We start from the raw sequence: 25653 nt of genomic DNA, 5'->3' as shown, positions 1-25653 counted from the left end.
CTTTAGGAAAATCAATATGAAATTGGGCACTTTTGAGTATAAATATCATGTCGTTTTTGGTGTGTTGATAGTGCTCTCTTCTCTTTGCTAGAGTATGGTAGTCTTATTTGCTGATGAAGCAGCCTTGCTTAGTGGTACGGGGATGCCAGACTTTCTGTGATTCATGGTTTGAGTTTCAATGTGTTTTCTGAGCTCGGTGTCTTCTTAGTACTCCTTTTCCTTGAGGTGATACTCGGTATAGACAACATTGTTTTCATTGCAATTGTCACCGGTAAAATGCGTAATGGGGCCACTGTCAGGTATATTGGGCTTGGACTTGCTCTTTTACTCCGTCTGCTGATGCTCCTCTGCGTCTCGTTTGTTCTGACGCTGAAAAAACCGGTGTTCTATTCGCTTTCACTGCAGGATATAGTTTTCCTAGTTGGTGGGGTATTTCTCTTGTTTAAGGGTATAATAGAACTTGCACAGTGTGTTAGGTCGAAAGATATTCACTACGAGGTGAAGAGCAGTTTTCTTGCTGTGTGTTACGTTGCATTTGTAGACCTCGTGTTTTCAGTAGATTCTATCCTTACGGCGGTTGCGATTACCAAGAATATTTTTCTCATAGGGTTGGCTTTTACTTTAACGATTATCTTTATGACCGTCACGGCAGGCTCTGTGTCAAAATGGATAGAACGATTCCCGGAGTTGAAAACACTTGCACTTGTATTCGTTATATCCATAGGAGCTCTTTTGTTCTCGGAAGGGTTGCACATCGAGTTTAGCAAGTCACACCTATATTTCGCATTTGCTTTCTCGCTGATTGTGCAGCTGTGCAATATTGCACAAAAATGCAGGAGCACTACCGGAAAGAGTTAGGTGCTTCTGATCTGTGTATATTGAAATCTCGCAGTGGCCTATTTGTTCGTCAGTGAAGAAATTATTTCCCTAGTCGCTTTTACTGGATCTGATGCACGTGTTATTGCTCTACCGATGACTATGTAATCGGAAACGCTGTTTTTTAATGCTGAAATTTGAGAGACTCTTTTTTGATCATCAGAGTATGCACTGACGACTCCCGGTGTGATGATTGTAAATTCCTTTCCACAAACTTGTCGCACTATATGGGCCTCTTGATTCGAACATACGACACCATCTAGACCGCATTTTTTCGCAAATATAGACAGTTTTTTCACATAGTCCGGTAGAGGAATCTCAATGCCGTTATTCTCTAGATCCTTTTGTACGAGACTTGTCAAAACAGAAACTCCAATTAAAAGTGTTCCGGTATCCTGAAGTGCTTCCTTAGCAGCCATGAGCATTTCCGTACCACCAGTGATATGGACAGTAAGGAAGTCAACACATTCCATCTGCTTGATAACGCTAATAGTTCTAGCAACTGTATTGGGAATATCATGCAATTTGAGGTCCAGGAAAATTGGTAGCCCAAGAGCAGCGATTTTCTCAATACCTGCAATACCGCACGAAGAAAAAAACTCTAACCCAAGTTTTATAACATGCACGTATTCCAATATGCTGTTCACTAGCGAGTACGAGTATCCAAAATCAGGATTATCTACTGCACAGATGATTTTTGGTTTCACTTTCTATGGTTTGCTGTATTTATCCCATCGGTACATGTAACATAGTACTCGATTTTCTACATGATCCACAGTTGAATATTTACACATACGACTTCACAGGTTTGCAATTACAGTGATGAAGCGTTGCGACATTTTCCAGTCCATCCTGTTTGTATTAGGCATTGCCCAAGAAGTTACTTAACTAATTTGTTTATCGATCAAAATGTAGACTGTTCCCATCCTTTTATGTGGAAAAATCGTTTTATGTGGAAAAATCGCCGGAGGGCACATAAGAACACCCATAACACTAATCGTTAGTCACAGAGAGTTTTATTAAAAGTTACATAACTGCTGACTGTTTTGTCGGAAACAAGATTGTTGAAATGCCATTTTGACTGTTGTATTATAGCAGCCACGGACGCACGGACAATCTCTTTGTTTGTGCCGTCGGTGTTAGAGTAAAAAGTAAATGATGTAAAGGAATGGCAAACACTGCTAGCGCGAGGAAGATGGTTCGCAAGATCAAGCGAAGAACTTTGATCAACAAGATGCGTATGAGCCGTATAAAGACCTTCGTAAGGAAGGTGAGACAGGCGATCGCTGTTGGGCCTAAATCGGCTGCTGCTGAGGCTTTGAGGGTTGCCCAGCCAGAGATTCACAGAGGTGTCACGAAGGGTGTTCTACATAAGAACAGGGCTGCTCGAATTGTCAGTAGACTCTCTGGGCATATAAAGAAAATGGCTTGATCTTGTTTTTTAGGGTATTTTTGTTTTCTTCTTACTGTTTTGTAGGGAAGATCCATAGATCGTCGTTTTAGTTGGGTGGTTTTTCTATTTTTTCGGTTTGTGCTATGACAAAAGTGAATATAAGGATGCTGCAGAAGTCCATCTTGTGCGGCTTTAAAGGTACGGTGAATTTTGCCATTGCTGCTGTGGTTGCGGCGAACGGTGCTACTATTAGGGCTGCTGTGCCAGGTGGTGGATCAGGACCACGTAAGAGGTATGAGGGTCTCTATGGTATGTACAATAATGTGGTCCCGACAGTTGAAACGCTGCTGTGTATGGGGGTTTTGTGCACCGTGCTAGAGCGTGTTGCCTTCAAGAATGCCATCCAGGACACAACGACAAGGATTCTGGTCTCCATGTTAATTTGTATGGTGCTTATGATGATGATCTGCACCTTACTTAGAGTATTTGACAAGCGCAAAGACTGCTGTGCTGACTACGACTATGAGGAATCCTATGGCAGAGTGGGGGGTTACGGGCCGCACTTCGCAGTCCCTAGTGGCACGCGCGAGAGGAATATGCTGTCCGCGCTTGCTCCTGGTAAGCTGTCCAAGCGTTTTGCGTTTGATCGGCATGTTCCTGAGCCGCCTAATGATGGTTATCCGATCCGTACTCACCGGGAGAAGGCTTTGCACTTTCTTGGAGCAGTTGCTGCTTTGCCGCTATGGCTTCTTATGCTTGCGCTAAACTGCGTTGAATTGCCTTTCGTACTTCTCTTAGATTGTGTGGCTTTATGCACTAAAGCAGGGCGTGCACGTCCTCTTGGTGGTACCCGTGATGTTGCGGCCCAGATGCTGTATGGCATCTATAACGTGTGTGAGCCAGTTACCTGTCTCTTGCCACATAGGGCGCAAATGGCAGTTGGTGCGGCGTTTGAGAAGGTTTCGCACGCCATCCTACCTTCCCGTCGTGCAGGAGGGGGAAGTGGTGGTACTGAACCTGGCTCTGAAGTCAATGAAGTGCGTGTCTCAGGTGCAGAACAAGGGGCCGGCGAGAGCCCAGTACTCGTGTGATTGCTGTCCTTTTCTTGTGTTAGTTGGGTGAAACAGTTTCACCCTTGTTTTCGCCTGTTGCTGGGCATGTGACCGATGTGGGTTGTGTCGGGGCCGGTTCTTGCTGTTGTGTCCTGCTGGGTTTTGGGGATGCTATATGAGTAAGATCGCTGTAGTTTTGCTTAATCTTGGGGGTCCCGACTCCCCTGAGGCTGTGCGGCCGTTTCTGTTTAATCTATTTTGTGATCGTAGGATTATTAACCTACCCAATCCGTTGAGATATTGTCTTGCTTGGTGGATTTCTTGCAGGAGATTTCGGGAAGCTCGTAAAATATATAGCCAGATGGGCGGCAAGTCATCGATATTGCCCGAAACGAATATGCAAGCGAAGCTTCTTGGGGACTTACTTGGTCCGCAGTATGAGGTTTTCGTTGCTATGCGTCATTGGCATCCCTTTATTCAACAAAGCGCAGCTAGAATCAATGGAGGAGAATTTACAAAGGCTATTCTCCTACCGCTCTATCCTCAGTTTTCTACTACTACTTCTTTGTCGTCGATAGAACAGTGTTTGAAGATCTTGCGTATCCCGACGCAAATCGTGTGTTGTTACTACGATAACCAGCTCTTTATAGAGGCGCATGTAGAAACTATTTTACCGATTTATACCAACGCATGTGCTTTAGGGAAACCCATTATTTTGTTCTCAGCGCATGGCCTGCCGTTGAGGGTTATCGAGGCTGGTGATCCGTATAAATTCCAAGTGGAAGAGTCTGTAAAGAGGATAGTTTCAGCCTTAAAAATAGAAAACTTGGATTGGGAATTATGCTATCAGAGTAAAGTTGGTAAAGCAAAATGGCTTTGTCCTGACACGGAAAGCACTATACGGTCTCACTCAGGACGACCTATAGTAGTTGTACCAATAGCATTCGTTTCCGAGCATTCAGAGACACGTGTAGAGCTGGATGTTGAATATGCATCATTAGCTAGGGTGGGATATTTTAGAGTTCCAACCCTTTCTGCGCATCCGAAATTTATACGCTGCCTGGCTGAATTATGTCTTCTTAGTTCTCGTAGAGAGGCTGGATCAGAGTGTTCTATGAAACATAAGATGTGTTTCTGCAGGTCTAAAGTTGAGTAGTCCTCATATTTTTATTGTCACGATGGCCCTAGTAATTCTTCCTCGTTCTGTCGAGAGCCTGCGTTTATTACTTCTGGTGGGATTTCGTGTACTGTGGTCGGTTTGATTACCTCTATTCCCATCTTTCTTTCTTGCAGATACTGATTACACATTTGTGCTAATTCTTCTACTGGTAACGCACGAAGTGCAAGTAGTTCCCTATGTACGCTGCTAAACGCTACATCTGCTTTCCTTATCTCCTTTTTCATACAAAATGTTGCAACTGCAAATGCAATTGCTATAGAAAAACACACAGCCGTGAGTGTAATGAAAGTTGGTAGGCCGTATTTCTTTAGTTGAGAACTATGAGTTAGAGCGGCACCAATTAATGCAATTGTTGCAGTGATAAAGTATATGCAAAAAACAATGCTGAAAATTCCAAAAATCTGTGATTTTTTCTTTAGTGCCCTAAGGGTTTTTGTTGCTATTTCATAGCGATCTTTTATTCCAGGTGTCTTTTCATCCTCCAGTGAAGCGAGTTTGGATAAAATCCATTCAGCAAGTCTCTCTGAAGGAGTGATAGTAGTTGTTGTATTATAAATGAACTCAAAAACTACTCCTTCTGGGTCACGCAAAATAGGTTTAACAAATGCATCTAATTCAATCTGTGCCTTGATTAGAACACTCCTATCAGGAGCTAAGATATGCGTAACGATCATGCTCTCATTTCGTTTTTTTATGCGGATGTATCGTGGCTCTATTGCTCCGAAACACTCACTGAGAACCGTTTCTGCTATTTTTGCCGCACTGTCACTAAGTAAAAATACAAACCGTCTTTTAAACTTATACGTTGGCAACATTGTCTACGGATAAAACTTTTACTAAACAATAAGGGGGAGCGAAACCAGAGGTACTAATTCCGGATAAGGAAGACTGCAAAACAACAAGACCGCATGGTTCTAATTATAGCATTTTTCTTAGTATACTAACGCTTCTAGAATTGTGGTCCTTTGTAGATTAAAGATTTTTCACACTAAGTGTATAAATTCCAAGGTCTAGAACGACATATAATGTGTTTTCTATCATCGTAAAGGCTACCGATTTAATATGTACATGACCCGGTATCTTGCTGATCACCTCATCCAGAAACATATAGAATCTCATTCTAGAATCTGCGGTGAAGGAGAGCGTTACATCAGTTAAGATGACGTCATAGAATGAGGATTGCTTGACAGTATCTACCCTGATGGAGTTTTGAATAAGAAAATTATAATTTTCAAGGTCATAGTCATCCCTGATAAGTTCAAACAAAAGGTTTAGATTCTCTATTTTGTTTGCGAAGATGATCTGTGTTGCAAGGGAATCCTCTGTTATTAATTTTCTGATTTCAGCTTTTGTCCTTTCGATGTCGGACTGTTGCTTAACGGCTTCCCACGCATTTAGCCTTAGCTGATGTGTAACTTCCAAAATGCGTGTGTTGTAGTACAAAGCAGCCCCGCATAAAAGAAGGAACGAGAATAAAAGCAAACTATACTTTAGATAACATCTGAACACGGTGCCTTCCTCCCCTACTACGGTGTTATCACCTTACCGTTTAAAGTTAAGCAATGATTCGTATAGTATTTCTTTAACTCCTCCGCTATTGCAGCTGTTTCGACATATGCGTTCCCTTCAATGTATAGGGTGATCCGCTTCTCAGGGTCTATGTTCTCCCCATCATATTCGATGCGTACTCTCTTTAGAGAAACTTGATTTTCTAGTTTTCTTAAGTAGTCTACAGGGGATTTATGTGGGCTTTGGAATACTTTGTAAAGCTTTATTTTCTCTTTAGACTGTGCGTCGTAATTATCGAGATCCAGCCTCAATTTGCTTATTACTTTTTCCAGGTGGATCAGCTTTTCAGAAATAGCGTGGTTTTTGTTTGAATAGTTATGCAATTTTATTTCACCGAAAAAGACTATTAGGATTACCAACAGAAACATGAAAAGGCTCCCTAAAGAGAAGCTCTTTTCCTTAGAACGTTGTCTTTCTTTAAGTGCCTGTTTCCTTGGCAATGTCCTGTATTTTGTTTTTCCCAGGAGTATGTTTGTAGCGAAAAGTAACCCACCCCTTTCCTCATCTTCTCTAAAGAATTTTTCAACTTTGAGTAGTATCGCTGCTTCGTATGGTGTAAGCAAAAACATATCGGCAAGTTTTTCTTCGCCTTTTATGACTTGGTTTATCGTTTTGGTTGCTATGACAGCAATATTGCTGCTTTTCCTGAGGGCGAGATCTTCAATTTTCTGCAATATCTCCCCGGCAATTCTTGTTGGGGTATTTTGCTCTAGTTTTATGTTTACTATTTCTAAGGGGATATGCTCTTTAGTGAGTCGAACAACAGTCAAGGTATGTGTGGGGTTGTAAACGAGAACTACATTTTCTCTTTGTAGCCTGTTGAATGGGCCAAATATGTTCTTTGAAATTTCTCCCATTTCTAAAAAGGGAAAAAAGATTCCTTTGCACTTCTTACCAGCACTATCGATGAACCGTTCGATTTCTGGGCTTATATTTGAACATACAAAGGAGTAGAACAATCTATTCGCAGTCTTACTGCTGGAAAAGTATTCGCATAAAGCATAGTGTCCACACTCTTCTTCTAATATCGTCCTTCTCAATAAGGAGTTTATATTGATGTACGATATAAAGGGAAAGCCCCTTGTAAAAAATCTCTGACCAGGTTTAGAAGGACAGTATACGATATAACAGGTGGCGTCGCTAAAGTTTACTATCTCCGCGATCTTTTGTAGATCTACGCTTTTACACGAGATAATATTGCCATCTTCGCTGGTTGTCTCGAATAGCGTAATGCTTTCTTCGGAAACGTATATAATTACTTTGTCTAACACTGTTAATAATCCGTGTTTTTTCATCGCCCCGTTGAAATAAAAGTAGTAGCAAAGAGTAAATAAATAGTTCAGGCTATGAAGTTTCCTGGTGTTGCTCTAGCCTTCCGTTTGTAACAGTTATTATAGTTTTGGTCGAATTTTTAACAATGCAAGGCTGTGGAGAAATTTAGTTGGTCTTACTAGAGTTGAGTATTCTAGCAAAATAAGACTTTGCGTGAAATGAAATTGCACAAGGGTATCCTTTGGCCCAATAAAGGTGATAACTTTTAACTTACTTAGCTTTTCCGGTAAATTAATGGTGAAAGTTATCACTTTTGGGTGTCGTCTGAATTTTTATGAGAGCGACCTCATTGAAAATCTTGTAGGTATCCGAGATAGAAGAGATTTTATCATCATTAATACCTGCGCTGTCACAAATGAAGCGGTACGTAAGGTAAAGCAGAAAATAAGGAAATGTCACAAAGAAGAACCTGAAAAAAAGATCATAGTTGTTGGTTGTGGTCCCCAACTTGATCCTAACGTGTATTCTCACATGCCTGGAGTTTTTAAAGTTCTTGGTAATGTCGAAAAATTAAAGGCCGAAAGTTATGCTTCCGAGCAAAAGATAGCAGTTGCCGATATAACTAATGCATCTGAAACTGCTTTTTCTGGCACGATAATGCCTGTGGTTTCCACTGTCCGTAAACGGGCTTTTCTTGAGATTCAAAATGGATGCGATCATGATTGCACCTTTTGTGCAATCACTCTTGCCAGGGGTAAGAATCGTTCTTCAGATGCTATGAAAATTGTTTTGGAAGTACGTAAAATGGTCGCCGCGGGTATAAATGAGGTCGTGCTTACCGGGGTTGATATCACTGATTATGGAAAAGATTTCTTCGGCAAACCAGCATTGGTTTATTTGTTAAAAGAAATTCTTAGTGGTGTTCCGGAGCTAAAGAGATTGCGTTTATCCTCTGTTGACGTCTCTGAACTTGGTGATGATTTCGTCGACTTATTCGCTACGGAAGCTCGCTTAATGCCACACTTGCACTTGAGCATACAGTCGGGCGATCCCATTATCCTGAAGCGGATGAAAAGGAGACACACTCCTGAACAGGTTGTTGAATTTCATTCGAAGATTTTAGCTGTTCGTCCGGAAACTGGCTTTGGTGCCGATATAATCGTAGGGTTTCCAACAGAGACCGAAGAAATGTTCCGCAATAGTTACGAATTAATCAAGAAACTTGCTATTCCATACCTACACGTTTTTCCTTTTTCACCTAAAAATGGGACGAAGGCTGCCTTAATGCCGCAGGTGGATGGAGTAGTAAAAAAGGGACGTGCAAAGCAGCTTATAGAATTGGGAAAGGAGAACTTGCGAATATTCAATGCCGCGCAACTTGGTAGTATACACAACCTTGTACTTGAGAGAGATGATATTGGAAGGAGTGAAAATTTTTGTTTAGTGAAACTAGATAGCGCGGTAAGTAATGATGCTGGCATCATACGTACCAAGATAATGGGTTGCAGTGATGCAGAAATGCTGTCGGGGCAGGTTATAGTGTAACGCTTTGTCTTAAAATGCGCGGCTCTAACATTAATGTATGATGTGACTCCGTCGGTCGCACAGTATAAAAAACGACGGTTTCAAAAGTTTACTATTTGATCTGGTCATGCCATTCCGGATAGTTTTATCTTTTCTTTTGGGCCAGCTCTTCTGGACGAAGCGATTTCCATGTTCTTTCTAAGCGTAGTTTTATTGGTATGAATCTGTTTTCTGTTGTACCAAATGAAAGCAGGATACGTTCTGCCCTGCCAACTAAATACTCTGCTGGAATGAAGCCTACAGATGCGAGGAATCTGCTATCAGTGGAATTATCCCTATTATCACCAAGGACGAAAAAATGTCCTTGTGGTACATGATATGTGCCGGTATTGTTTGCCGGTCCCTCAGTTGTTTTCTGCAGTACTGGATACGTAAGTTTACTATCCAGGATTTCTACGAAGCATTGTATTTCTGGTGTCCCAGAGTCCATAAAAACTCCATCTTCTGCTCTCTCTATGGGTTTGTGATTCACATACACTCTGCCGCCAATGAGTTGGATCTTATCTCCTGGCAGTCCGATAATTCTTTTGATGTAATTTGTGTTGTCCTTGTGTGGGTTTCTGAAAACTACTACATCTCCGCGTTTTGGAGGCTCGTAGAAAATTCTTGGATTTCCTCTTATAAAAGATGGGGAAAATGGGAAAGAGTACTTACTATATCCATAGGCATACTTAGAAGCGACTATGTAGTCTCCTGCCAAAAGTGTCTTTTTCATTGAACCCGAAGGTATGATGAACGGTTCGTAAAACAGACTGCGTACCAGTATCAGACCTATTATCAGCCAAAGTGTTTTACTTCTACAAGCATCCCTCAGTGTGTGTAGGATTTTTGATGAATGTGTCATTTATTTGGGAAGAGAGCCTTACCTACTGATAGCAGAATACCTATACTCTAGTCAATTCACATCCACCCCGAACGGGGACAGCCACAATTTACGTCTGGAGAGGAACAACCAATGCTTTGTATCTACGTAATAATGGACATGTAAAGCTTTTTAAGCTACTTTCTACTCCGAGGATTTTTAGAGTCTAGAGTTTGGCTTAAGAAGAGAGTGGTTTCTCATTTTGTTGTTTAGTCTTTGTTCTGACTCGCTTTAGTAACATGCTGTATCTGGAGAGTCTAGATTGTAGCTTGTTTATCCGATCTACTGTGTGGTAGTGTGCCATGTCCGAGAAGTCTGGGTTTGTTAGACAAATTGCCGTAACCCTTCTGTGTAATAGTCTTGTTTGGTACGACTACGCACTTTATGGTCACCTTATAGGCGTCATCAATATTTTATTTTTCCCTGAAATTAACCCAGTAGCACAACTCCTCTCATCTTTTGGAACGTTTGCTGTTGGTTTCTTGATGAGGCCAATAGGGGCGGTTTTTTTTGGCCACATAGGAGACAAATACGGTAGAAAAATTGGGGTTCTGCTATCTCTGATGATGATGTTCTTGCCTGTGGGCCTGCTGGCGGTTTTGCCGACGTACCATAGTATTGGTACGTCCGCGATTGTTTTGCTCATTTTGATTAGATTAATTCAAGGCTTTGCTCTTGGAGGGGAAGTTGGTAATGTACTCTTTTTGATAGAATGCAGTCCTCCCAAATATAGGGGATTTTTTGGAAGTTTTGAGGTACTCAGTGCAGTGATAGGTGCCACAATGAGCAGTGTTGTGGTTCTACTCTGTAAGAATGTAATTCCTGAAGAAGCATTCTTGAGTTGGGGTTGGAGAGTACCTTTCGTTATAGGAACATTTATGGGTGTTTTAGGTGCGGTCTTTAGAAACACACTTAGTGACACACCAATCTTTGAGAATGCCAATAGAGCCGACATCCTGCCAATAGCGATGCTCTTCGGGAAGTATAAGAAGGCGTTTTTTGTTGCTATCGGAATAGACAGTTTGGAAGAAACAAGTCTGTATCTTTTTCTTGTTTTCTTAGATGTCTACTTTGTGGGTAAAGTGGGTTTATCTGGCACAACCGCTGGATTAGTACATTTACTGTTCTTGCTTTTGCTTGGTGTATTAACGTTATTTTCGGCGCTGCTATCTGATTTATTCGGTAGAAAATTGATACTTTCACTGGCCGCTATACTTGCAATTGTTTCTGCGTATCCAATCTTTTTTCTTATAGAGAGTGGTGGCCTGGGTTATATGATTATTGCGAAGATATTATTTGTAGTAATAACAGGGTTCTCATTGGGTCCCGTGAGTACTGCTGTGTACGAAATATTTCCTGCTGAGATTTCTTATACAGGACTTGCGATCTCACGCAATGTTTCCAGTGCGCTTTTTGGAGGTATGGCGCCTGCTTTTACAATGTTTCTTATTGCAACGACAGGTAATAATCTTTCAGCAGCGATTCCTTTGGTTCTTGTTGGATTTTTGACTCTAGGTTCTCTGTGTTGTTATTCAAAAATATGAGACCGCGCGCTTACAATATTGCATTGCAGCTAATGTTCTTTTTCATGTAGTCTTTTTCAGTGATATATCGAGCAATTGTTTGAGAAAGCTATGTCTGTTGATGAAAGTACTAGATCCAAACAAATTGAGACTTCCATATACAATGTTTTGGATGTTGTTTACTGTGAAGTGAAAAATATTTCGGAAAGTCACAGAGGCCACGTTGATCATTCCCAAGATTCTCACTTCGAGATAGTTGTTGTGTCACCTTCTTTTAGAGGTCTATCAAAAATTTCTAGACACAGGATGATTTTCAAAATACTTGAGGAGCACTTCAAACTTGGCCTGCATGCCTTATCTATGAAACTATGGACAGAAGATGAGTATAAAAATCAATAACGTCAAAGGGACCAGGGATCTGTTTGGTGAGCAGCTAGAAAAGATGCATCTCATTGAGCAAGTGGCTAAGAATCTTTCGGTTCGGTATTTGTTTACTGAACTTGATACTCCGATAATTGAGTATACAGAGCTCTTTATTAGGAACCTTGGTGAAACGTCAGATGTAGTAAATAAAGAAATCTATTCATTCCAAGACAAAAGCGATCACAATATTTGCCTGAGACCAGAATTTACAGCTGCCGTAACCAGGGCATTTGTAGAGAATTTTCAGCATCTTCAATCACCTGTTCGGTTATTTTCTTTTGGTCCTCTGTTCAGATATGAGAGACCCCAGAAAGGGAGATATAGGCAATTTCATCAGGTGAATTTCGAATGGATCGGATCAAGGCATTATCTTTGGGCTGTTGAAGCTGTAGTTTTGGCAACGTCGTTCCTTAGAGAAATTGGAATAGGATGTGAAATACGCATTAATTCACTTGGTTGTACAAAAACTCGGGAGGAGTATAAGCTTGCACTTATTGAGTATTTTCTACAATATAAAGACCACCTTTCGCCTGATAGTTTGCTCAGGTTGAAAAAAAATCCATTGAGAATATTAGACTCAAAGGATCCATCTGAGAAAGAAATTGTCTTGGGTGCACCAAAAATTCTGGATTACCATACTAGTGATGCTTTAAGGGAGTTCGAATCAATTTGTGATACACTAAAACTCCTCAATATTAAGTTTTCTATAGATCATAGACTGGTCAGAGGATTAGATTACTATTCTGGTTTAATTTTCGAATGTACTAGTCCTGATCTTGGTGCGCAGGATGCCCTCTTGGGAGGTGGAGCATATGAGCAACTTTCAGAGAATTTGGGCGGAAAAAAAGTGCAGTCAGTCGGGTTTGCTGCCGGAATTGAACGCTTAATTGATGCGATGACGGTTTGGACACCTGCAAATGACAGAATTATCTCGATTGTTCCCATCGGGGAGGTCGCAGAAAGAGAGGCGCTAAAACTACTATTTTACCTACGCAGTGAGGGATTATGTGTTGATATGTGCTATGGGCTTGGTGTTAGGTCAAGAATGAAACGTGCCGAGAAAAGCACAGTTGCGGTCATTCTTGGTGAGGAAGAACTCTCGAAGAAGGAGTTAATTGTGAAAATAATGGAGACTGGTCAACAGATGACGGTTGCACGCGAAAAACTCCTATCCACGTTGAAGGAATTGGTCTGTTAGTGTTTGATTGGCGTGGGTTTTGCCTATAGGGGTATCAGTATAGATTTTCTTTGACGGTTCTTGATATTAACTTCTGATATCATATGGCAAGCCTCCCTTCTCACAATGGACTATCAGTCCCTAATCCTCGATTTGCACTGGTGGTAGAACAGTTAGAAGACATATTCTAGCATCGGGATAGAGCTCACATCCTTCTCATCTGAAGATTTCGTTCATGTTTGTAGAGTAGCGAAAATTGTATGCATCTCCGCCCATAAATTTTTCGCGGATGTGATGACACGCAGTTGCCGCTTCAGAAAATCCAGAAAGGATGAGTTTTAATTTTGAGTCGTAATATGCCACATCTCCAACCGCGTACACGCCACTGATATTCGTGCTGCAAGTAAGTGGATCGACATTAATACGGTGGTGAGTGATATCTAAGCCCCACTCCTCGAGATGTCGTAACGATGGCTTGAGGCCGAAAAAGGCTAAAAGGTAATCAGCCTCTAAGGTGACCGATTCACCGGTAAGCCCACTAAGCTCGACATGAGTGATTTGGCCTCTGCTTCCCCTTAAACTAGTAATTTGATATGGAGTGAGTATCTTAAGTTTTCCTCTTTCTTCTAGGGACTTTAGGTTTCCAAATGTACTATCCGAACATCTAAACTTCGAACGTCTGTGAATCAAGTACACCTTTCTGGCTATATTAGACAGCATCATACCCCAGTCTGCAGCAGAGTCTCCGCCACCGGCTATAGCAACAACCTTACCAGCGAAAACACTTGGATCCTTTATGCTATAAAAAAGTGATTTTCCCTCATAAACGTTGCTCGATTCTATTGGAATTCTGTTGTACTCGAACGCGCCTGCTCCCGCTGCTATGATGACTGCTCTGGCTGTGATCTCAATTCCCTTGCTTGTTCTTATTGTAAAGGATGTGTCCGACCTATTCATATGCGTTGCAAACTGACTGGTGTGGTACATTGGATTAAATCTCTCAGCCTGATCAGCTAAATTCGAAATAAGCGCAGCAGCAGTGATCTGTTTGTACCCGGGTATATCGTATATGAATTTCTCTGGATAAAGTGCTGTACACTGTCCACCGATGGAAGATAGTGAATCAACCACGTGCACCTGCATGCCCAACATACCAGCCTGAAAAGCTGCAAATATCCCAACAGGACCAGCCCCTATTATGATAACGTCAGTGTTCACCTAATTAGAGTCCCAAACTCTAGGTATGATACCAGGTTATCAATGGTTTTGAACATTATTTCGCTTTCTTCGGATTTTTAGCTTTTGAGTGAAGTGAATGTTCCACTTGAACAAATACGCTGTTCTGTAGTTGTTTCTTGCATCAGTGCGGAGAATAATTGATTTGCTGCTGTTTGTGGTGAGAGAATAATGCACTTTAGTAGATGGCTGTTCTGTGAATCGTAGGTATTTACGACACTTTGGTCTTTTTGGTAAAGAAGGTCAGTATGCGCTTCTCGATTCGAAGGTTGCAGTCATTGGTTCGGGAGGGCTTGGGTGTTCAGTTTTGTACAATCTTGCTGCCGCTGGGTTGGGTGAAATTGTCATTGTGGATTTCGATAGGGTCTCTGAATCTGATCTGAATAGGCAATTTCTTTTCGATAATTCATCGGTACAACAGCTTAAAGTGTATGCAGCTAAAAGAAGGCTCAACGCATTTAATGCGGATTGCAAGATCTCTTGCTATCCAATGCGAATACAGAACTGCCCGGAAGTGATCGAAGAATGTGAAGTAGTTGTTGATTGTACGGACAATTTTAAGACTAGATTCTATCTTAATGAATTGTGTTTTTTAAAAAGAAAAGTTTTGGTTTCTGGCGGAGTTACTGGATATTCTGGGTATGTTATTGTCCTGAAGCCTTTTGCCTCTGGGGACTCACCCTGTTATAGCTGTTTTTGTCCAGAAGAGCCGGAAGCCTGTTCTAAAGGTTCATGTGAGGAAGGTGGAGTGATTGGTGCTGCAGTCAATGCAATAGGAAGTATTCAAGCAATGAAAGTAATTCAGGAGATTTTGCATATTAACCCAGAAAAAGCAGGCAAACTTGTTTTTTGTGATATTCTTAATAACCGTTTCAGAAGTGCAGTTATCATGCGGGATCCGTATTGCAATGTGTGTGGGCAGAGATGCATTTGAATGGTAATTCAGCTTAATAGTAGTACCAGCTGCCATGTTTTTTCTGTAGCAGGGTAAAAGCAGCTCTGTCGAATTTTTACGAACTCAGATGTAGTGGAATAATCGTTTAGCTGAACCCAGCTGCCATGTTTCTCATCTTATAGTAGTAGAAAATGGCAGCTTGGCAATTAGATCTCTGTTAAAGTCATTGTTGGATGCCCCTTATGCTGGCACTCTCACACGATGACGAGGTCAGTTGTGTGTCCGGAGTTTGTTGCTTCTGCGTACCTCCTTCAACAGCGTCCTTTATGAAAGTGCAGTACATCCTAACAATGCAACTGGTTGTATTATTTGATGCAGCTTCCTTGGATAGGGGAATTATCGTTGATGCGTAATCCATATTTCTGCATGCAGCGCGTGCTGCTCTACGGCTAACTTCACCGTTATCGAGATAAGAAGATGCTAAAGAGTGTGCACCAGATGGTCCATCATTCTGGATTGCTTTATCTACTGTCTCTACTACTCGGGATACTTTTCCTGATATTGCTTCAGGTGCGGTACTAAGCTGCTGAAACAGTGCCGCTCTAAATTGTTGTATTTTTTGACATGGATCTAGTCCTGGGGATGCAAGGATAATTCTTCTTGCCTCACGGAGCTGAAATAATAGACGAGAATTTAACATGGTATCGATTCCTCCTGGTAAAGTTGATTTGTTAAGCTATTTATGAAGTTTCTAATAAAGTTATGTCTTATGCCGTTAGTCATCTCTGACATATTAAATTAGACATTGCAAAGACATGATGCGCCTCGCATATTTTTAGGCACTAAAAAAGCTCCTGAATAAATTTCAGACCACCAACCAGCGTGAGTGACGCAGTTTCTATTCGCTCTATGCTTCATAAAAAAATTGGATAAATGAACAACACCGCTCTATCGTAGCACGGAGTTCAATGAAGGTAAATAAATTTAGAGAAAAATTTTTTATTTAAATTTTGCCAATTGTCACATAAAAAATATAATAACTATGCTATTTCCAATAAGGTTCTAACTAATTTTAAAAGGTGTGCCCACTAGATGCGGTTACCGTTTTTTGTGCTAACATTAACGCTTCAGTCCGAGAGCTCTTTACCGATTGGAAATGGAAATACAAACTGCCTGGCCAATAGAAGAGGCAAAAAAACTACTGCCAAGGGTGAAAAATGACAAGATAATACTTTTTGAAACTGGGTATGGTCCTTCGGGTTTGCCTCATATAGGAACATTCGGAGAAGTGGTGCGAACCATAATGGTTATGAAAGCGCTGCAATATCTTTCTCCTAATGTAAAAATGAAGCTTATCTGTTTCTCCGATGATATGGATGGGTTGAGGAAGGTACCTGATAATGTTCCAAATCCTGATGAGGTGCGTCAGTACATTGGGTACGCGTTGACCTCAATTCCAGATCCCTTTGGTACGCATGAGAGCTATGGTGCGCACATGAATGCAAGGCTGATGTCTTTTTTAGATCTTTTTGGCTTTGAATATGAATTTAAAAGTTCAACTGAATGCTATAAGTCTGGGATGTTCGATGAACAATTACTCCTTGCATTAAAGCATAACCAAGAGCTCTTAGACCTAATAAAGCCAACCCTTGGTGACGAAAGACAGCAAACATACAGTCCTTTTCTTCCGGTTAGGGATGGTAAGGTGCTTCAAGCGGAAGTTGTCGAACTTAAAGAAGATAGCATTATCTATAAAGATCCGGAATGCGGAAAATTAGTTGAATCTTCTGTGATTGGGGGTAACTGTAAGTTGCAATGGAAGGTGGACTGGGGTATGCGTTGGGCGGCACTTAATGTGGATTTTGAGTTTCATGGAAAAGACTTAACTCCTTCTGCGGTTTTGTCCGCGAAAGTCGCGCGCATACTGGGTGCTGAACCTCCAGAACTTTCTGTTTATGAACTCTTTCTCGATGAAGAAGGTAAAAAAATCTCGAAGTCTAAAGGTAATGGTCTGGCGATAGAGGAATGGCTTAAATATGCTCCCTGGGAGAGCCTAGCGTTTTTTATGTTCCAGAATCCTAAAAGGGCGAAGCGTCTGTATTTTGATGTTATTCCGCGGAGTGTTGATGATTACCTGCGTTTTTCTGAGTCTTTTGAGGAGGGTGATCTGACAAATCCTCTCAGCTTCATTGATGCAAAAGATCGAAACGTAACAAAAGGAATTAGCTATTCGTTGCTTCTGAATCTTGCCTCTGCATGTAATCCCGAGAATTCCAGTGTACTTTGGGGTTTTATACGACGTTATAGTCCAACCGTAACGCCTGAAAATGATCCCCTACTGGGGAGGTTGGTCGATCATGCAATTGCATACTATAAAGACTTCGTAGCTTCAAATAAGATTTATAGAGTACCAACTGAGAGCGAAGCCAAGGCCTTGCTAACCTTATCTCGGGAATTGAGTAAAATCCCTTCCGATGCTACAGCGGATGATATACAGCGTGTCGTATATCTTGTTGGTAAGGAAGAAGGGTATTCTTCAGACATAAAAGGGTGGTTTCAGGTGCTGTACCAGATATTGCTTGGTCAAAACGAAGGACCCAGAATAGGATCGTTTTTTGCTCTATATGGCTTGAATAATGCCATCACTATGATAGAAAGTGCAGCTACAAGATGAAGCTTAGTTAGGTGGGTGGGTACTTTTAGCTGCTCCAATGTTATACTCCTGGTGATTTGGGGTTGTTGTAGTGCCTTTAGAAGCCTGACTGTTCAGAATGTGTGTGGCTTGTGGATGGTAGGGTGCTGCATGTCTTGTCTCTTCTGATTAGTTGTCCTGAATTTCTGTACTAAAAAAGATTTCATGAAAAACATTAGGAACTTTGCAATTATTGCTCACATAGATCATGGTAAATCTACACTTGCTGATAGATTAATGGAGGAGTGCAAAGCTGTAGATCCGAGAAAAATGAAGGAACAACTGCTTGACTCAATGAAAATAGAGAGAGAGCGAGGTATCACAATCAAATCTCAGACGGTAATGCTCAAGTATACCGCCAAGGATGGGGAGGTTTATGTTCTCAATTTGATTGATACGCCGGGTCACGTGGATTTTTCATATGAGGTAAGTAGATCGCTTGCAGCATGTGAGGGTTCTCTGCTAGTTGTGGATGCCACTCAAGGTTTAGAGGCTCAGACGCTCGCAAATGTTTATAAAGCGATAGACAACGATCACGCAATTATACCTGTGATTAACAAAATTGATTTGGATTCGGCTGAACCAGAAAGGGTGAGGGCTCAAATCAGGGATGTGATTGGTATAAGTACTGAAAATACTGTTGAGGTTTCTGCTAAATTGGGCCTGGGCATTGTGGATTTATTTGAGAGCATTGTGAAATACATACCACCACCGGAGGGTAATGTAAGTGAACGGCTTCAAGCGCTACTGATTGATAGCTGGTACGATATTTACCTTGGTGTTGTAATACTCGTCCGCGTGAAAAATGGCTCAATAAAGAGCGGTATGACAATTGAAATGATGTCAAATGGGAATAAGTATTGTGTTGAAAAGGTTGGAATTTTTACTCCAGAAAAAAGAAACGTAGCTGAGCTCGGTGCAGGTGAGATAGGATTTTTCACTGCATCGATAAAGAATGCTAGGGACTGTAATATCGGTGATACGATAACAGATGCGAAAAACCCGTGTACAGAATGTTTGCCTGGATTCAAGAAGCTTCGGCCAGTTGTATTTTGTAGTCTTTTTCCGGTTAGTTCAGATGAGTTTGAAAAGCTGCGTCAGGGCTTGGAAAAGCTTTACCTAAATGATTCAAGTTTTACATTTGAATCAGAGTCTTCATCAGCTTTAGGGCATGGTTTTCGGTGTGGGTTTCTAGGTATGTTGCATCTAGAAGTAATCACTGAAAGATTGGATGAAGAATTTGATCTTGCACTTGTTCTTACGGCGCCAAGTGTTGTGTACAGGATCCACATGAAAGATGGTTCCGTTTTAGAGTTGTACAATCCAACGGAAATGCCTGACCCAAGCAAAATAGATCATATAGAGGAACCTTGGATTAAGGCTTCCATAATGTTACCCGGGGATTACATAGGGGAAGTGATAAATTTGTGCAATGAGAAACGAGGTGAACAAATTGATCTGGGTTATGTAGATAACAAAGCGATTCTCACATACAGTTTACCGCTCTCCGAAATAGTTTTTGACTTCTATGATAGATTGAAATCTGTATCGAAGGGTTATGCTAGTCTGGATTGGGAGATTCATGGTTATCGTTTGAGTGAGCTTGTAAAGCTTTCCATTGTCATTAACGGTGAGGAGGTAGATGCTCTCTCAGTGATGATATACCGTCCAAATGCGGAAAGGCGCGGGAGGGAAATATGTGCGCGCCTGAAAGAATTAATTCCTAGACAGCAGTATAAAATCGCAATACAAGCTGCAATAGGGGGAAAAGTCATCGCAAGGGAAACTGTTAATCCATATAGGAAAGACGTTACTGCAAAATTGTATGGCGGTGACAGAACAAGAAGAATGAAGCTTCTTGAGAAGCAGAAGAAGGGTAAAAAGAGAATGCACAGTATAGGAAAGGCGAACATTCCGCAGACGGCGTTTATAGAGGCATTGAAAGTAAAACCATGATACGGGACTGCCCTTTATAGGAGTCAGTTTGATCTTGCTTTTATCTGATATCGCTTTCGCTGGATGATCTTTCCTTTGGATCTAGGGTTGAGTGATAAGAACTTTTCTTTTTATCCTAATAAGTAAGTAGTGATTTAATAATTTCATTATAGAATCCCCTGAGATCCTTGCTGAGGAGGAAACAAAGGATGAATAAAATAGCAATATTCTGTTTGATGCTATGTTGCATGCTCTTCTCTATACAGCCAGCAGAAGCGAAAAAAAAGAGCGGTGAAGGTGATGTAGTGTCAAGCGTGATTTGTAACATAGTGACCCAACTTTCTGGTCCGATATCACAAGCCATCGCGACACTTGTGATTATTATCACTGGGTATAGTTTCTTCGTGGGGAAGGTGTCCATAGGTATGTTATTTATCGTTGCAGCCGGAATGATGTTTGTCTTTGGTGCACAAACAATTATGGGTTGGATACTCGGTCAAAAAGCTTATCAGTGTAAAGGTGGAAGTGTTCTCGCCGAGAGTGCATCCAGAAAATAATTTGTTGAGTTATTCCTAAGTTGTATTGCCACCATTCCAAGACTAAGGAATTCCCGACTACCTTCTTCTGATAACCCCTGGACGGTGTATGGCTCGTCAGTGAGTTAAAATCAGTTAAGATTATAACCATTTTGGGCATTTTGCTTGTTTCGTGATCATAGATTTTTTAGCATTACTAACATACAATGCCCATGAATGGTGGTTTTAAAAGGTTTCAGAATGAAGAAAACGTTTCTGTGGTGCTTGATTTTATGTTGTGTGTTTGTGCTTGCAGCGCCAGTGTATGCTGCTCCAAAAGGTACAAATAGTGATAGTACGGTGTCTCGTGTAATTTGTAATATAGTAACTCAACTTTCTGGTCCGATTTCGCAGGCTATAGCAACGCTCGTAATTATTATTACTGGGTACAGCTTCTTTGTAGGAAAGGTATCTATAGGTATGTTATTTATCGTTGCAGCCGGAATGATGTTTGTTTTTGGCGCACAAACAATTATGGGTTGGATTTTAGGAACTGAATATAAATGTACGGGGGGTGAAGTTGCAGGTGGAGGAAAAAGTTAATGTCCACAAAAGTGTAGAGTGATTTTTCCTTAATCCTTTTTCAAGATGTGTCTGTTTCACTCATCTGCGTGATAGATCATGGTAGGTGGTTTGTATACAAAGGAAGTCTCACGGAATGTTCAGGCCTCTTGTTTTTACGACTCGAGTACTGTTCTAAACACGAATGGTACCCTGGTAAGGGTGGTGAAGCTATCAGATTTTAGGTTCACCACAGCTTCCTTGGAGAGGATGCGTTCTTTGTGCAAGAAGGTGCTCTATTCGAGTGAATTCGGTTGTTTGGCTCTCTGGGTCAATGTGGTGCGCTCGTCTGTTAAGTCGCCCCGCGCTGAGACTGTGGGCATGACCGAGTTTGCGATGAACTTATCCGATGCCTACCGTGGATTTGTGGAGAAAGAGAATAAATTCTCGAATGAGGTATTCATATCGATTGTATCGGAATCGGCTCTTGAATGCGCGGTTGGGCGGGTCGATTTTCTCTTGAAAACCTTGCTTAAAAGATTTCATGAGTTTACTTCTAAAATAGTCATAAAAGGTTTAGAAGATGCGGTCGCGGTAGTTTGCACTGAATTGGCAGACTACAATCCTGTGTTGCTTTGTGAAGCAGAGGTGATGGATTTCTTTTCCGCGTTGCTTGGGCTTTCAAAAGACGGTCTTGATAGTGGTGTTAGGGATATATCAACAGAACTGCTTTCTGATAGAAAAGTGTTTTTCGGTTTTAACACTTTTGAGATACATGGAGATAAAAGAACTTTTGGTGCGAGCTTTTCGGTAAAGAGTTTGAGAAATCTTGAGAATGCCCAATTCATAGCAAAATTCCTGGGCATCCAAAGCAGGGTGGTAATCACAGAGGTTATAGCAAGGACTACAGAAGAGGATATTAGGGGTGTCTTTGAGGAAAGTCTTGAACTGATAGCAGTTGTGAATGATTCGGTTTATCAAGATGCTTCTTCCAAGGACGTTGTTGCGGAGCATATGAAGGAGAAAAGGCTGGACGAGTTCTGTAAGCGTTCCTTCAAGGTGACACTTTTTGCAGATTCTTTAGAGGAACTTGGTCTTACTGTCGCGAGTTGTGAAAAGCTTTTCTCGCAGCAGGGTTTTATGATTGTTCGTGACGACCTACTTTTGGAAGATACTTTCTGGGGTAATCTACCTGGAAATTTCTCCAGAATGAGAAAGTGGGAGATAGCTTTACTAAAGGATGCCAATTCATTTTCCTTTACGCATGCACATTTTCGTTCTGTTTTGGCTGATGTGAGTAAATGTCTTGCCAAATTTGTTTCGCTTGAAGGCGAGTTACACTACTTTGGTTTTCCCGAAAATAAAAGCCATGCTATTGTCTTTGGTAAAGAGAAATCCAGTAGCATTGAGTTGCAGAATTTCCTCTTGTTAGAGTCAGTTGTGAGGCTCGGTGCCGAGTTCTTGATAGTGGATGATCAGTGTCTTTCGGAGGTGTTTGTACACGCGTTGGAAGGTTCTTACTTGGAGGTTACAGGTGAGGCATTTAAGTGCAATTTACTTGATGTCACTGATGAAAGTGTTTTACATGATATCCTGTTGGGGTTCTGTTTAAAGGATGTCAAACACGAGGAAATTGCCAGTGTAGTAGAAAGAATATCTAAGATCCCGCCGGGCAAAAGAAGTCTAACCGACTGTGCTGCACATCTGCAATCCATTTTTGGGGAGCTTTCGATATTGCAAGAAAGTTATGGATACCTTTTTGCCAGTGATGCTGAGAGTAGCTGGTTACTTGGTGATAAACTTGGTTTTTCGATAGGTAAATTGTCTTTGCCTGAAAGAGTTGTCTCGTCCATCACGTCTTACATGATTGCAAAGTATCTTGAAGCGCGTCAGCAATCAGGGAAGCCGTTTATAATTGTGATACAGAGCCCAGCTCGTTTTAAGACGCTTTTTTCTTCGTTATCAAAGTGGGAGTCGTTTTTGTGTAAAGTGAGCGAATATGGTGGTATGGTTCTTTTCTCAGCTGAGAACACGGCCTTCCTCGAAAGGTTGGGTGAAGTAGGGAAAAAGTACGTTACTACGAGAATGTTCCTGCCGTTGAGTGATACTTTGCCAGCAGAGTACAATAGATTTTTCGCTATCTCTTCTTCTGTCACGCGTACACTTGATGATGCATCCCTTTTTGGAAAATGTTTCTTCCTTAGTCAAAATGGTGACTCTGTGATTCTTAAGTTTGATTCCTCATTGGTTGAGGAGATGAAGATTTTGTCATCTCGCGGGAAGATTGGGAAAATGAAGGCTGCTATGCGGGAAGCAGGCAATAATCCTGCCATCTGGTTACCAATATTTTGCCGCAAATGCAACTGAAGAAGTTTCTCTTGCCTTTGTTTTTTCTATGTCTTTGTTTCTGCCCGAAGGAGGCTTCCTGTAAGTCCAAGCAGCCTGTTGCTTTGCCTGAACACGATCAAGGTAGCTTTGTAGAACCAGCAATTAATGTTTATTCAACGACGACTTCTGACTTTGTGACTCTCACTGCTGATGATTGTAGGTATATTTTTCCGACAAATGTACGTGCAAGCGTTGTTTGGTGTGATAAGTCCTGTTTTGAGAAACTAGATGATGTCTGCACAAATTGGAGCAGTACAGAAAGTGCAAACTACACTAAGGAGTGTATATGTGCAAGGCAGGTTACGGTTTGTGATCAAAAAACTGCAATCAATGGGATAGAACTTGGGTGTGTGATGTCGTTTCCACTTCCTACGCCGCCACCATTTTTTGATACACTTTGCTACTTGCCTAGGGTCACTGTTGTCCCGGTACGATCTTCTGATTATATGCACCCTAAGCTGCGTGTAGTGATCTCAACTTCAGGTGACATGAGCGCATATAATATAGACTATCCAGATCCGACGGATTATGGAAGCCACAGGCAAGTGCTTCAGAGTGAAGGAGGTAAGTGGGGTCCGGTTGTAGTCGAGAGAAGGCTCACAAGGAATGAGGTATGTGCAAGGGTTGTCCAAGTTTTTGGTGGAGAGGCTGGGGCTAAACGGGAAAATTGTTTCAATAGGTATACTTCGACAGATTATTCAGGCTTAAGAATTTGTGAAGGTGGCTCCGGTCTATGTATTGATAAGAAGCCGATTCCATACTTTAGACCACTTATTGCAAAGAAAGAAGAGCGGTCCAAGTGTGCTGGTCCGCTTTGCCAAAAGGGAGCTTTCGTTGGAGGGTACACGTGTATAGAGAGTAAATCTGAAGATTCTGGTAACGAGAAAGAATCTCCCATTTGTGGTAATGGAAAGTTCTTTATAGACAATGAAGGTAGCCTGCGTTGCGAAAATGAAGGAGCTGAGATATGTCCATCTGGTTACCTAGTAAGGCTACGCTACCTCGATGACCCGAATGGAAATGTGCTCTGTCCAAAGAATGTATTCTCCCTGCCTCAGGAATATATGACTGTCGTAAATGGTAGAGTAAAATTATTTAGAGAAAATATCAAAAAGTTTATTCCCTATCAAACAAAGGATGGTAAGAATGTGCCATCTGACGAACGTGCATTAGACATTCCACACACGGAGCAATCAGTGTTGGACAGTTTAACGTTTGATAAGCGGACGGGTTTCTACAAAGTGGAGTCTCAAAATAAGATTGTTCCTTACAAGTATGAAGAACAGTCAGTATACTGCCTCAAGGTGGATCTGGATGGAAAAGGTGCTTGTAGTAAACCCTTCTATTCTCCAGGATATCTTTCCCAAGGTGTTCAGTATGTTGCTACACAGTTTTCTACTTTTGAAGGAGAGGCGTTTTTTCTGCCTGACGATCATTACGATAACAAGTACTCATTAAACCAGTGTGGAAGTGGTCTATGTTATGTTCCTGTTACGCCGCTGTACAAAGGTTTGTGCTTCTTCGAAAAAGAAAATGGCCTTTGTTATGATTATAGGGCTGTTGTTCATTCTCCCCATAAGGATGGGGGACAGAAAGAAAAAGCACCGCGTGTTCAGGAAAAAGAACGTAACGACTCCGTTCTTGTTCCGTTCTGGGAGAGTAAAAATGAACCTCGCCTGAATTGTGATATAGTCGAAATAGAAGCAGTGGGTGCTGGCTCTGCTGGTACTAGTACTAAGGGTGGTAATTCTGGTGAGTATGTGTCAGTCAGAATGATCACGAAGGATTTCATGGATATCTTAGCTTCGGATAAGGTTTTATTTCCTGTAGTCGGTCTTGGAAGTAGTGTAGACAATAAAAATGAGGTTGGGGATTCGATCCTCTATGTATGCGATAAGGATAATTTTGAAGAGATATATGGTGGCAATGTAGATCGTGATAAAGATGGTAAGTGTGATTCAGGGTCTTCTGCTGATGGTGGTTCTGGATGTTCGAAAGTAAATCCTCACGATCAAGAGTATCTCAAGCACTGCAGCGTCTTGGTTGCTGCGCGCGGTGGTAGTGTGCGCCAGGTACCTCAAGAAAAGGATACATTTACTCGATTTGGCAGTGAATTTGAGGATAGATTTATAAATAAAATCTATAAGCCGTCTATTGACGGAAAGGTAGCAAATTCGTCGTGTGTATCCTCTGTTCCGTATTACGATCTAAAGACACGTCAACCAGCTTACACCGCGCCAGAGGAAGCAGTGTGTACGGTGCTTGAATATGAAAGTGAGGCACGGAAAAAAGGTGGGTCGACACAAGCGGATTTACGTTTCGATGAACGCTGGCTTGAGTGTAAGAAAACCGCCAAATATGGTAGAGGTGGTTGTCCAGCCAGATACTGTGTCCAAGGTAAGTCTGATGATTCCCATAATGGCTCCGATAATGTGCAACAGAGTGGTGGTGCGGGTGTGATTCGTGTGCGTTGTCAGTCATTTAAGAAGTAAAGACGATTATGCTTTTTAAGTGACTATT

The 25653-nt window shown here is 41.5% G+C and carries 22 protein-coding genes; 15 read left to right on the top strand and 7 right to left on the bottom strand.

Translation table 11 applies throughout. The annotated features are described in order from the left end of the window. Positions 1–156: 156 nt before the first annotated feature. Positions 157–858 (top strand): TerC family protein, encoded by a 702-nt coding sequence (locus AS219_RS03240; protein WP_067980031.1) that lies wholly within the window; start codon positions 157–159, stop codon positions 856–858. A 38-nt stretch (positions 859–896) separates the two neighbouring features. On the opposite strand, the gene pyrF is transcribed toward AS219_RS03240, so the two are convergent. Beyond that, the gene (gene pyrF, locus AS219_RS03235) at positions 897–1583 is read right to left on the bottom strand and encodes an orotidine-5'-phosphate decarboxylase (protein ID WP_067980028.1); all 687 of its coding nucleotides are present in this window, start codon (positions 1581–1583) and stop codon (positions 897–899) included. Positions 1584–2044: 461 nt separating this feature from the next. Between pyrF and rpsT the strand changes: the two genes are divergently transcribed. The 3 genes from rpsT (at position 2045) to hemH (ending at position 4477) form a co-directional block, all read left to right on the top strand. Further along, positions 2045–2308, top strand: a complete 264-nt coding sequence (gene rpsT, locus AS219_RS03230) for a 30S ribosomal protein S20 (RefSeq protein ID WP_067980025.1) — start codon at positions 2045–2047, stop codon at positions 2306–2308. Positions 2309–2412: 104 nt separating this feature from the next. Next, complete coding sequence (locus tag AS219_RS03225; protein WP_156469323.1) at positions 2413–3360, top strand: hypothetical protein; 948 nt, start codon at positions 2413–2415, stop codon at positions 3358–3360. 136 nt (positions 3361–3496) lie between these two features. Then, positions 3497–4477 carry a ferrochelatase gene (hemH, locus tag AS219_RS03220; protein WP_067980019.1) on the top strand — a complete coding sequence of 327 codons (981 nt, stop codon included), beginning with the start codon at positions 3497–3499 and terminating at the stop codon, positions 4475–4477. Positions 4478–4494: 17 nt separating this feature from the next. On the opposite strand, the gene AS219_RS03215 is transcribed toward hemH, so the two are convergent. From AS219_RS03215 to AS219_RS03205, 3 genes are all read right to left on the bottom strand, one after another. After that, positions 4495–5316 (bottom strand): hypothetical protein, encoded by an 822-nt coding sequence (locus tag AS219_RS03215; RefSeq protein WP_067980015.1) that lies wholly within the window; start codon positions 5314–5316, stop codon positions 4495–4497. A gap of 157 nt (positions 5317–5473) precedes the next feature. Then, positions 5474–5944 (bottom strand): hypothetical protein, encoded by a 471-nt coding sequence (locus AS219_RS03210; RefSeq protein WP_231861855.1) that lies wholly within the window; start codon positions 5942–5944, stop codon positions 5474–5476. A gap of 83 nt (positions 5945–6027) precedes the next feature. Further along, the gene (locus tag AS219_RS03205) at positions 6028–7365 is read right to left on the bottom strand and encodes a hypothetical protein (RefSeq protein WP_067980009.1); all 1338 of its coding nucleotides are present in this window, start codon (positions 7363–7365) and stop codon (positions 6028–6030) included. Between the two features lie 271 nt (positions 7366–7636). Here AS219_RS03205 and mtaB point away from each other — a divergent pair, with 271 nt between their 5' ends. Then, entirely contained in the window at positions 7637–8887 is a 1251-nt protein-coding gene (mtaB, locus tag AS219_RS03200; RefSeq protein WP_067980006.1) for a tRNA (N(6)-L-threonylcarbamoyladenosine(37)-C(2))-methylthiotransferase MtaB, read from the top strand. A gap of 124 nt (positions 8888–9011) precedes the next feature. Here mtaB and lepB read toward each other — a convergent pair whose 3' ends face one another. Further along, the gene (gene lepB, locus AS219_RS03195) at positions 9012–9770 is read right to left on the bottom strand and encodes a signal peptidase I (protein WP_067980003.1); all 759 of its coding nucleotides are present in this window, start codon (positions 9768–9770) and stop codon (positions 9012–9014) included. A gap of 320 nt (positions 9771–10090) precedes the next feature. On the opposite strand from lepB, the gene AS219_RS03190 reads away from it, so the two are divergent. The 3 genes from AS219_RS03190 to hisS all read left to right on the top strand — a co-directional run bounded on the left by AS219_RS03190 (position 10091) and on the right by hisS (position 12932). After that, positions 10091–11332 (top strand): MFS transporter, encoded by a 1242-nt coding sequence (locus AS219_RS03190; protein WP_067980000.1) that lies wholly within the window; start codon positions 10091–10093, stop codon positions 11330–11332. A gap of 90 nt (positions 11333–11422) precedes the next feature. Then, entirely contained in the window at positions 11423–11710 is a 288-nt protein-coding gene (locus AS219_RS03185; protein ID WP_067979997.1) for a BolA family protein, read from the top strand. Then, positions 11691–12932 carry a histidine--tRNA ligase gene (gene hisS / locus AS219_RS03180; protein WP_067979994.1) on the top strand — a complete coding sequence of 414 codons (1242 nt, stop codon included), beginning with the start codon at positions 11691–11693 and terminating at the stop codon, positions 12930–12932. Before AS219_RS03185 ends, hisS begins: the two co-directional genes overlap by 20 nt. A 195-nt stretch (positions 12933–13127) precedes the next feature. Here the strand turns inward: hisS and AS219_RS03175 are convergent, their stop codons facing one another. Then, positions 13128–14129 (bottom strand): NAD(P)/FAD-dependent oxidoreductase, encoded by a 1002-nt coding sequence (locus AS219_RS03175; RefSeq protein ID WP_067979992.1) that lies wholly within the window; start codon positions 14127–14129, stop codon positions 13128–13130. 214 nt (positions 14130–14343) lie between these two features. On the opposite strand from AS219_RS03175, the gene AS219_RS03170 reads away from it, so the two are divergent. Further along, positions 14344–15081 (top strand): HesA/MoeB/ThiF family protein, encoded by a 738-nt coding sequence (locus AS219_RS03170; RefSeq protein ID WP_067979989.1) that lies wholly within the window; start codon positions 14344–14346, stop codon positions 15079–15081. 184 nt (positions 15082–15265) lie between these two features. Here AS219_RS03170 and AS219_RS03165 read toward each other — a convergent pair whose 3' ends face one another. Continuing rightward, complete coding sequence (locus AS219_RS03165) at positions 15266–15742, bottom strand: hypothetical protein (protein WP_067979986.1); 477 nt, start codon at positions 15740–15742, stop codon at positions 15266–15268. A gap of 456 nt (positions 15743–16198) precedes the next feature. On the opposite strand from AS219_RS03165, the gene AS219_RS03160 reads away from it, so the two are divergent. From AS219_RS03160 to AS219_RS03135, 6 genes are all read left to right on the top strand, one after another. Further along, positions 16199–17716, top strand: a complete 1518-nt coding sequence (locus tag AS219_RS03160; protein ID WP_067979984.1) for a lysine--tRNA ligase — start codon at positions 16199–16201, stop codon at positions 17714–17716. A 183-nt stretch (positions 17717–17899) separates the two neighbouring features. Further along, positions 17900–19690, top strand: a complete 1791-nt coding sequence (lepA, locus tag AS219_RS03155) for a translation elongation factor 4 (RefSeq protein ID WP_067979981.1) — start codon at positions 17900–17902, stop codon at positions 19688–19690. Between the two features lie 188 nt (positions 19691–19878). Continuing rightward, positions 19879–20226: a TrbC/VirB2 family protein gene (locus tag AS219_RS03150; RefSeq protein WP_067979978.1), complete on the top strand. Its 348-nt coding sequence runs from the start codon at positions 19879–19881 to the stop codon at positions 20224–20226. A 219-nt stretch (positions 20227–20445) separates the two neighbouring features. Further along, the gene (locus tag AS219_RS03145) at positions 20446–20787 is read left to right on the top strand and encodes a TrbC/VirB2 family protein (protein WP_231861854.1); all 342 of its coding nucleotides are present in this window, start codon (positions 20446–20448) and stop codon (positions 20785–20787) included. 78 nt (positions 20788–20865) lie between these two features. Then, positions 20866–23112: a VirB4 family type IV secretion system protein gene (locus AS219_RS03140; protein WP_082784593.1), complete on the top strand. Its 2247-nt coding sequence runs from the start codon at positions 20866–20868 to the stop codon at positions 23110–23112. After that, positions 23103–25625: a hypothetical protein gene (locus AS219_RS03135; protein ID WP_067979970.1), complete on the top strand. Its 2523-nt coding sequence runs from the start codon at positions 23103–23105 to the stop codon at positions 25623–25625. The genes AS219_RS03140 and AS219_RS03135 overlap by 10 nt, the downstream gene beginning before the upstream one ends. Positions 25626–25653: the final 28 nt, after the last annotated feature.

The organism is Neorickettsia sp. 179522 (genome assembly GCF_001593535.1).
In the GTDB taxonomy this organism is placed as follows: Bacteria; Pseudomonadota; Alphaproteobacteria; order Rickettsiales; family Anaplasmataceae; genus Neorickettsia; species Neorickettsia findlayensis.
This window is presented reverse-complemented; position numbering and strand designations above follow the sequence as displayed.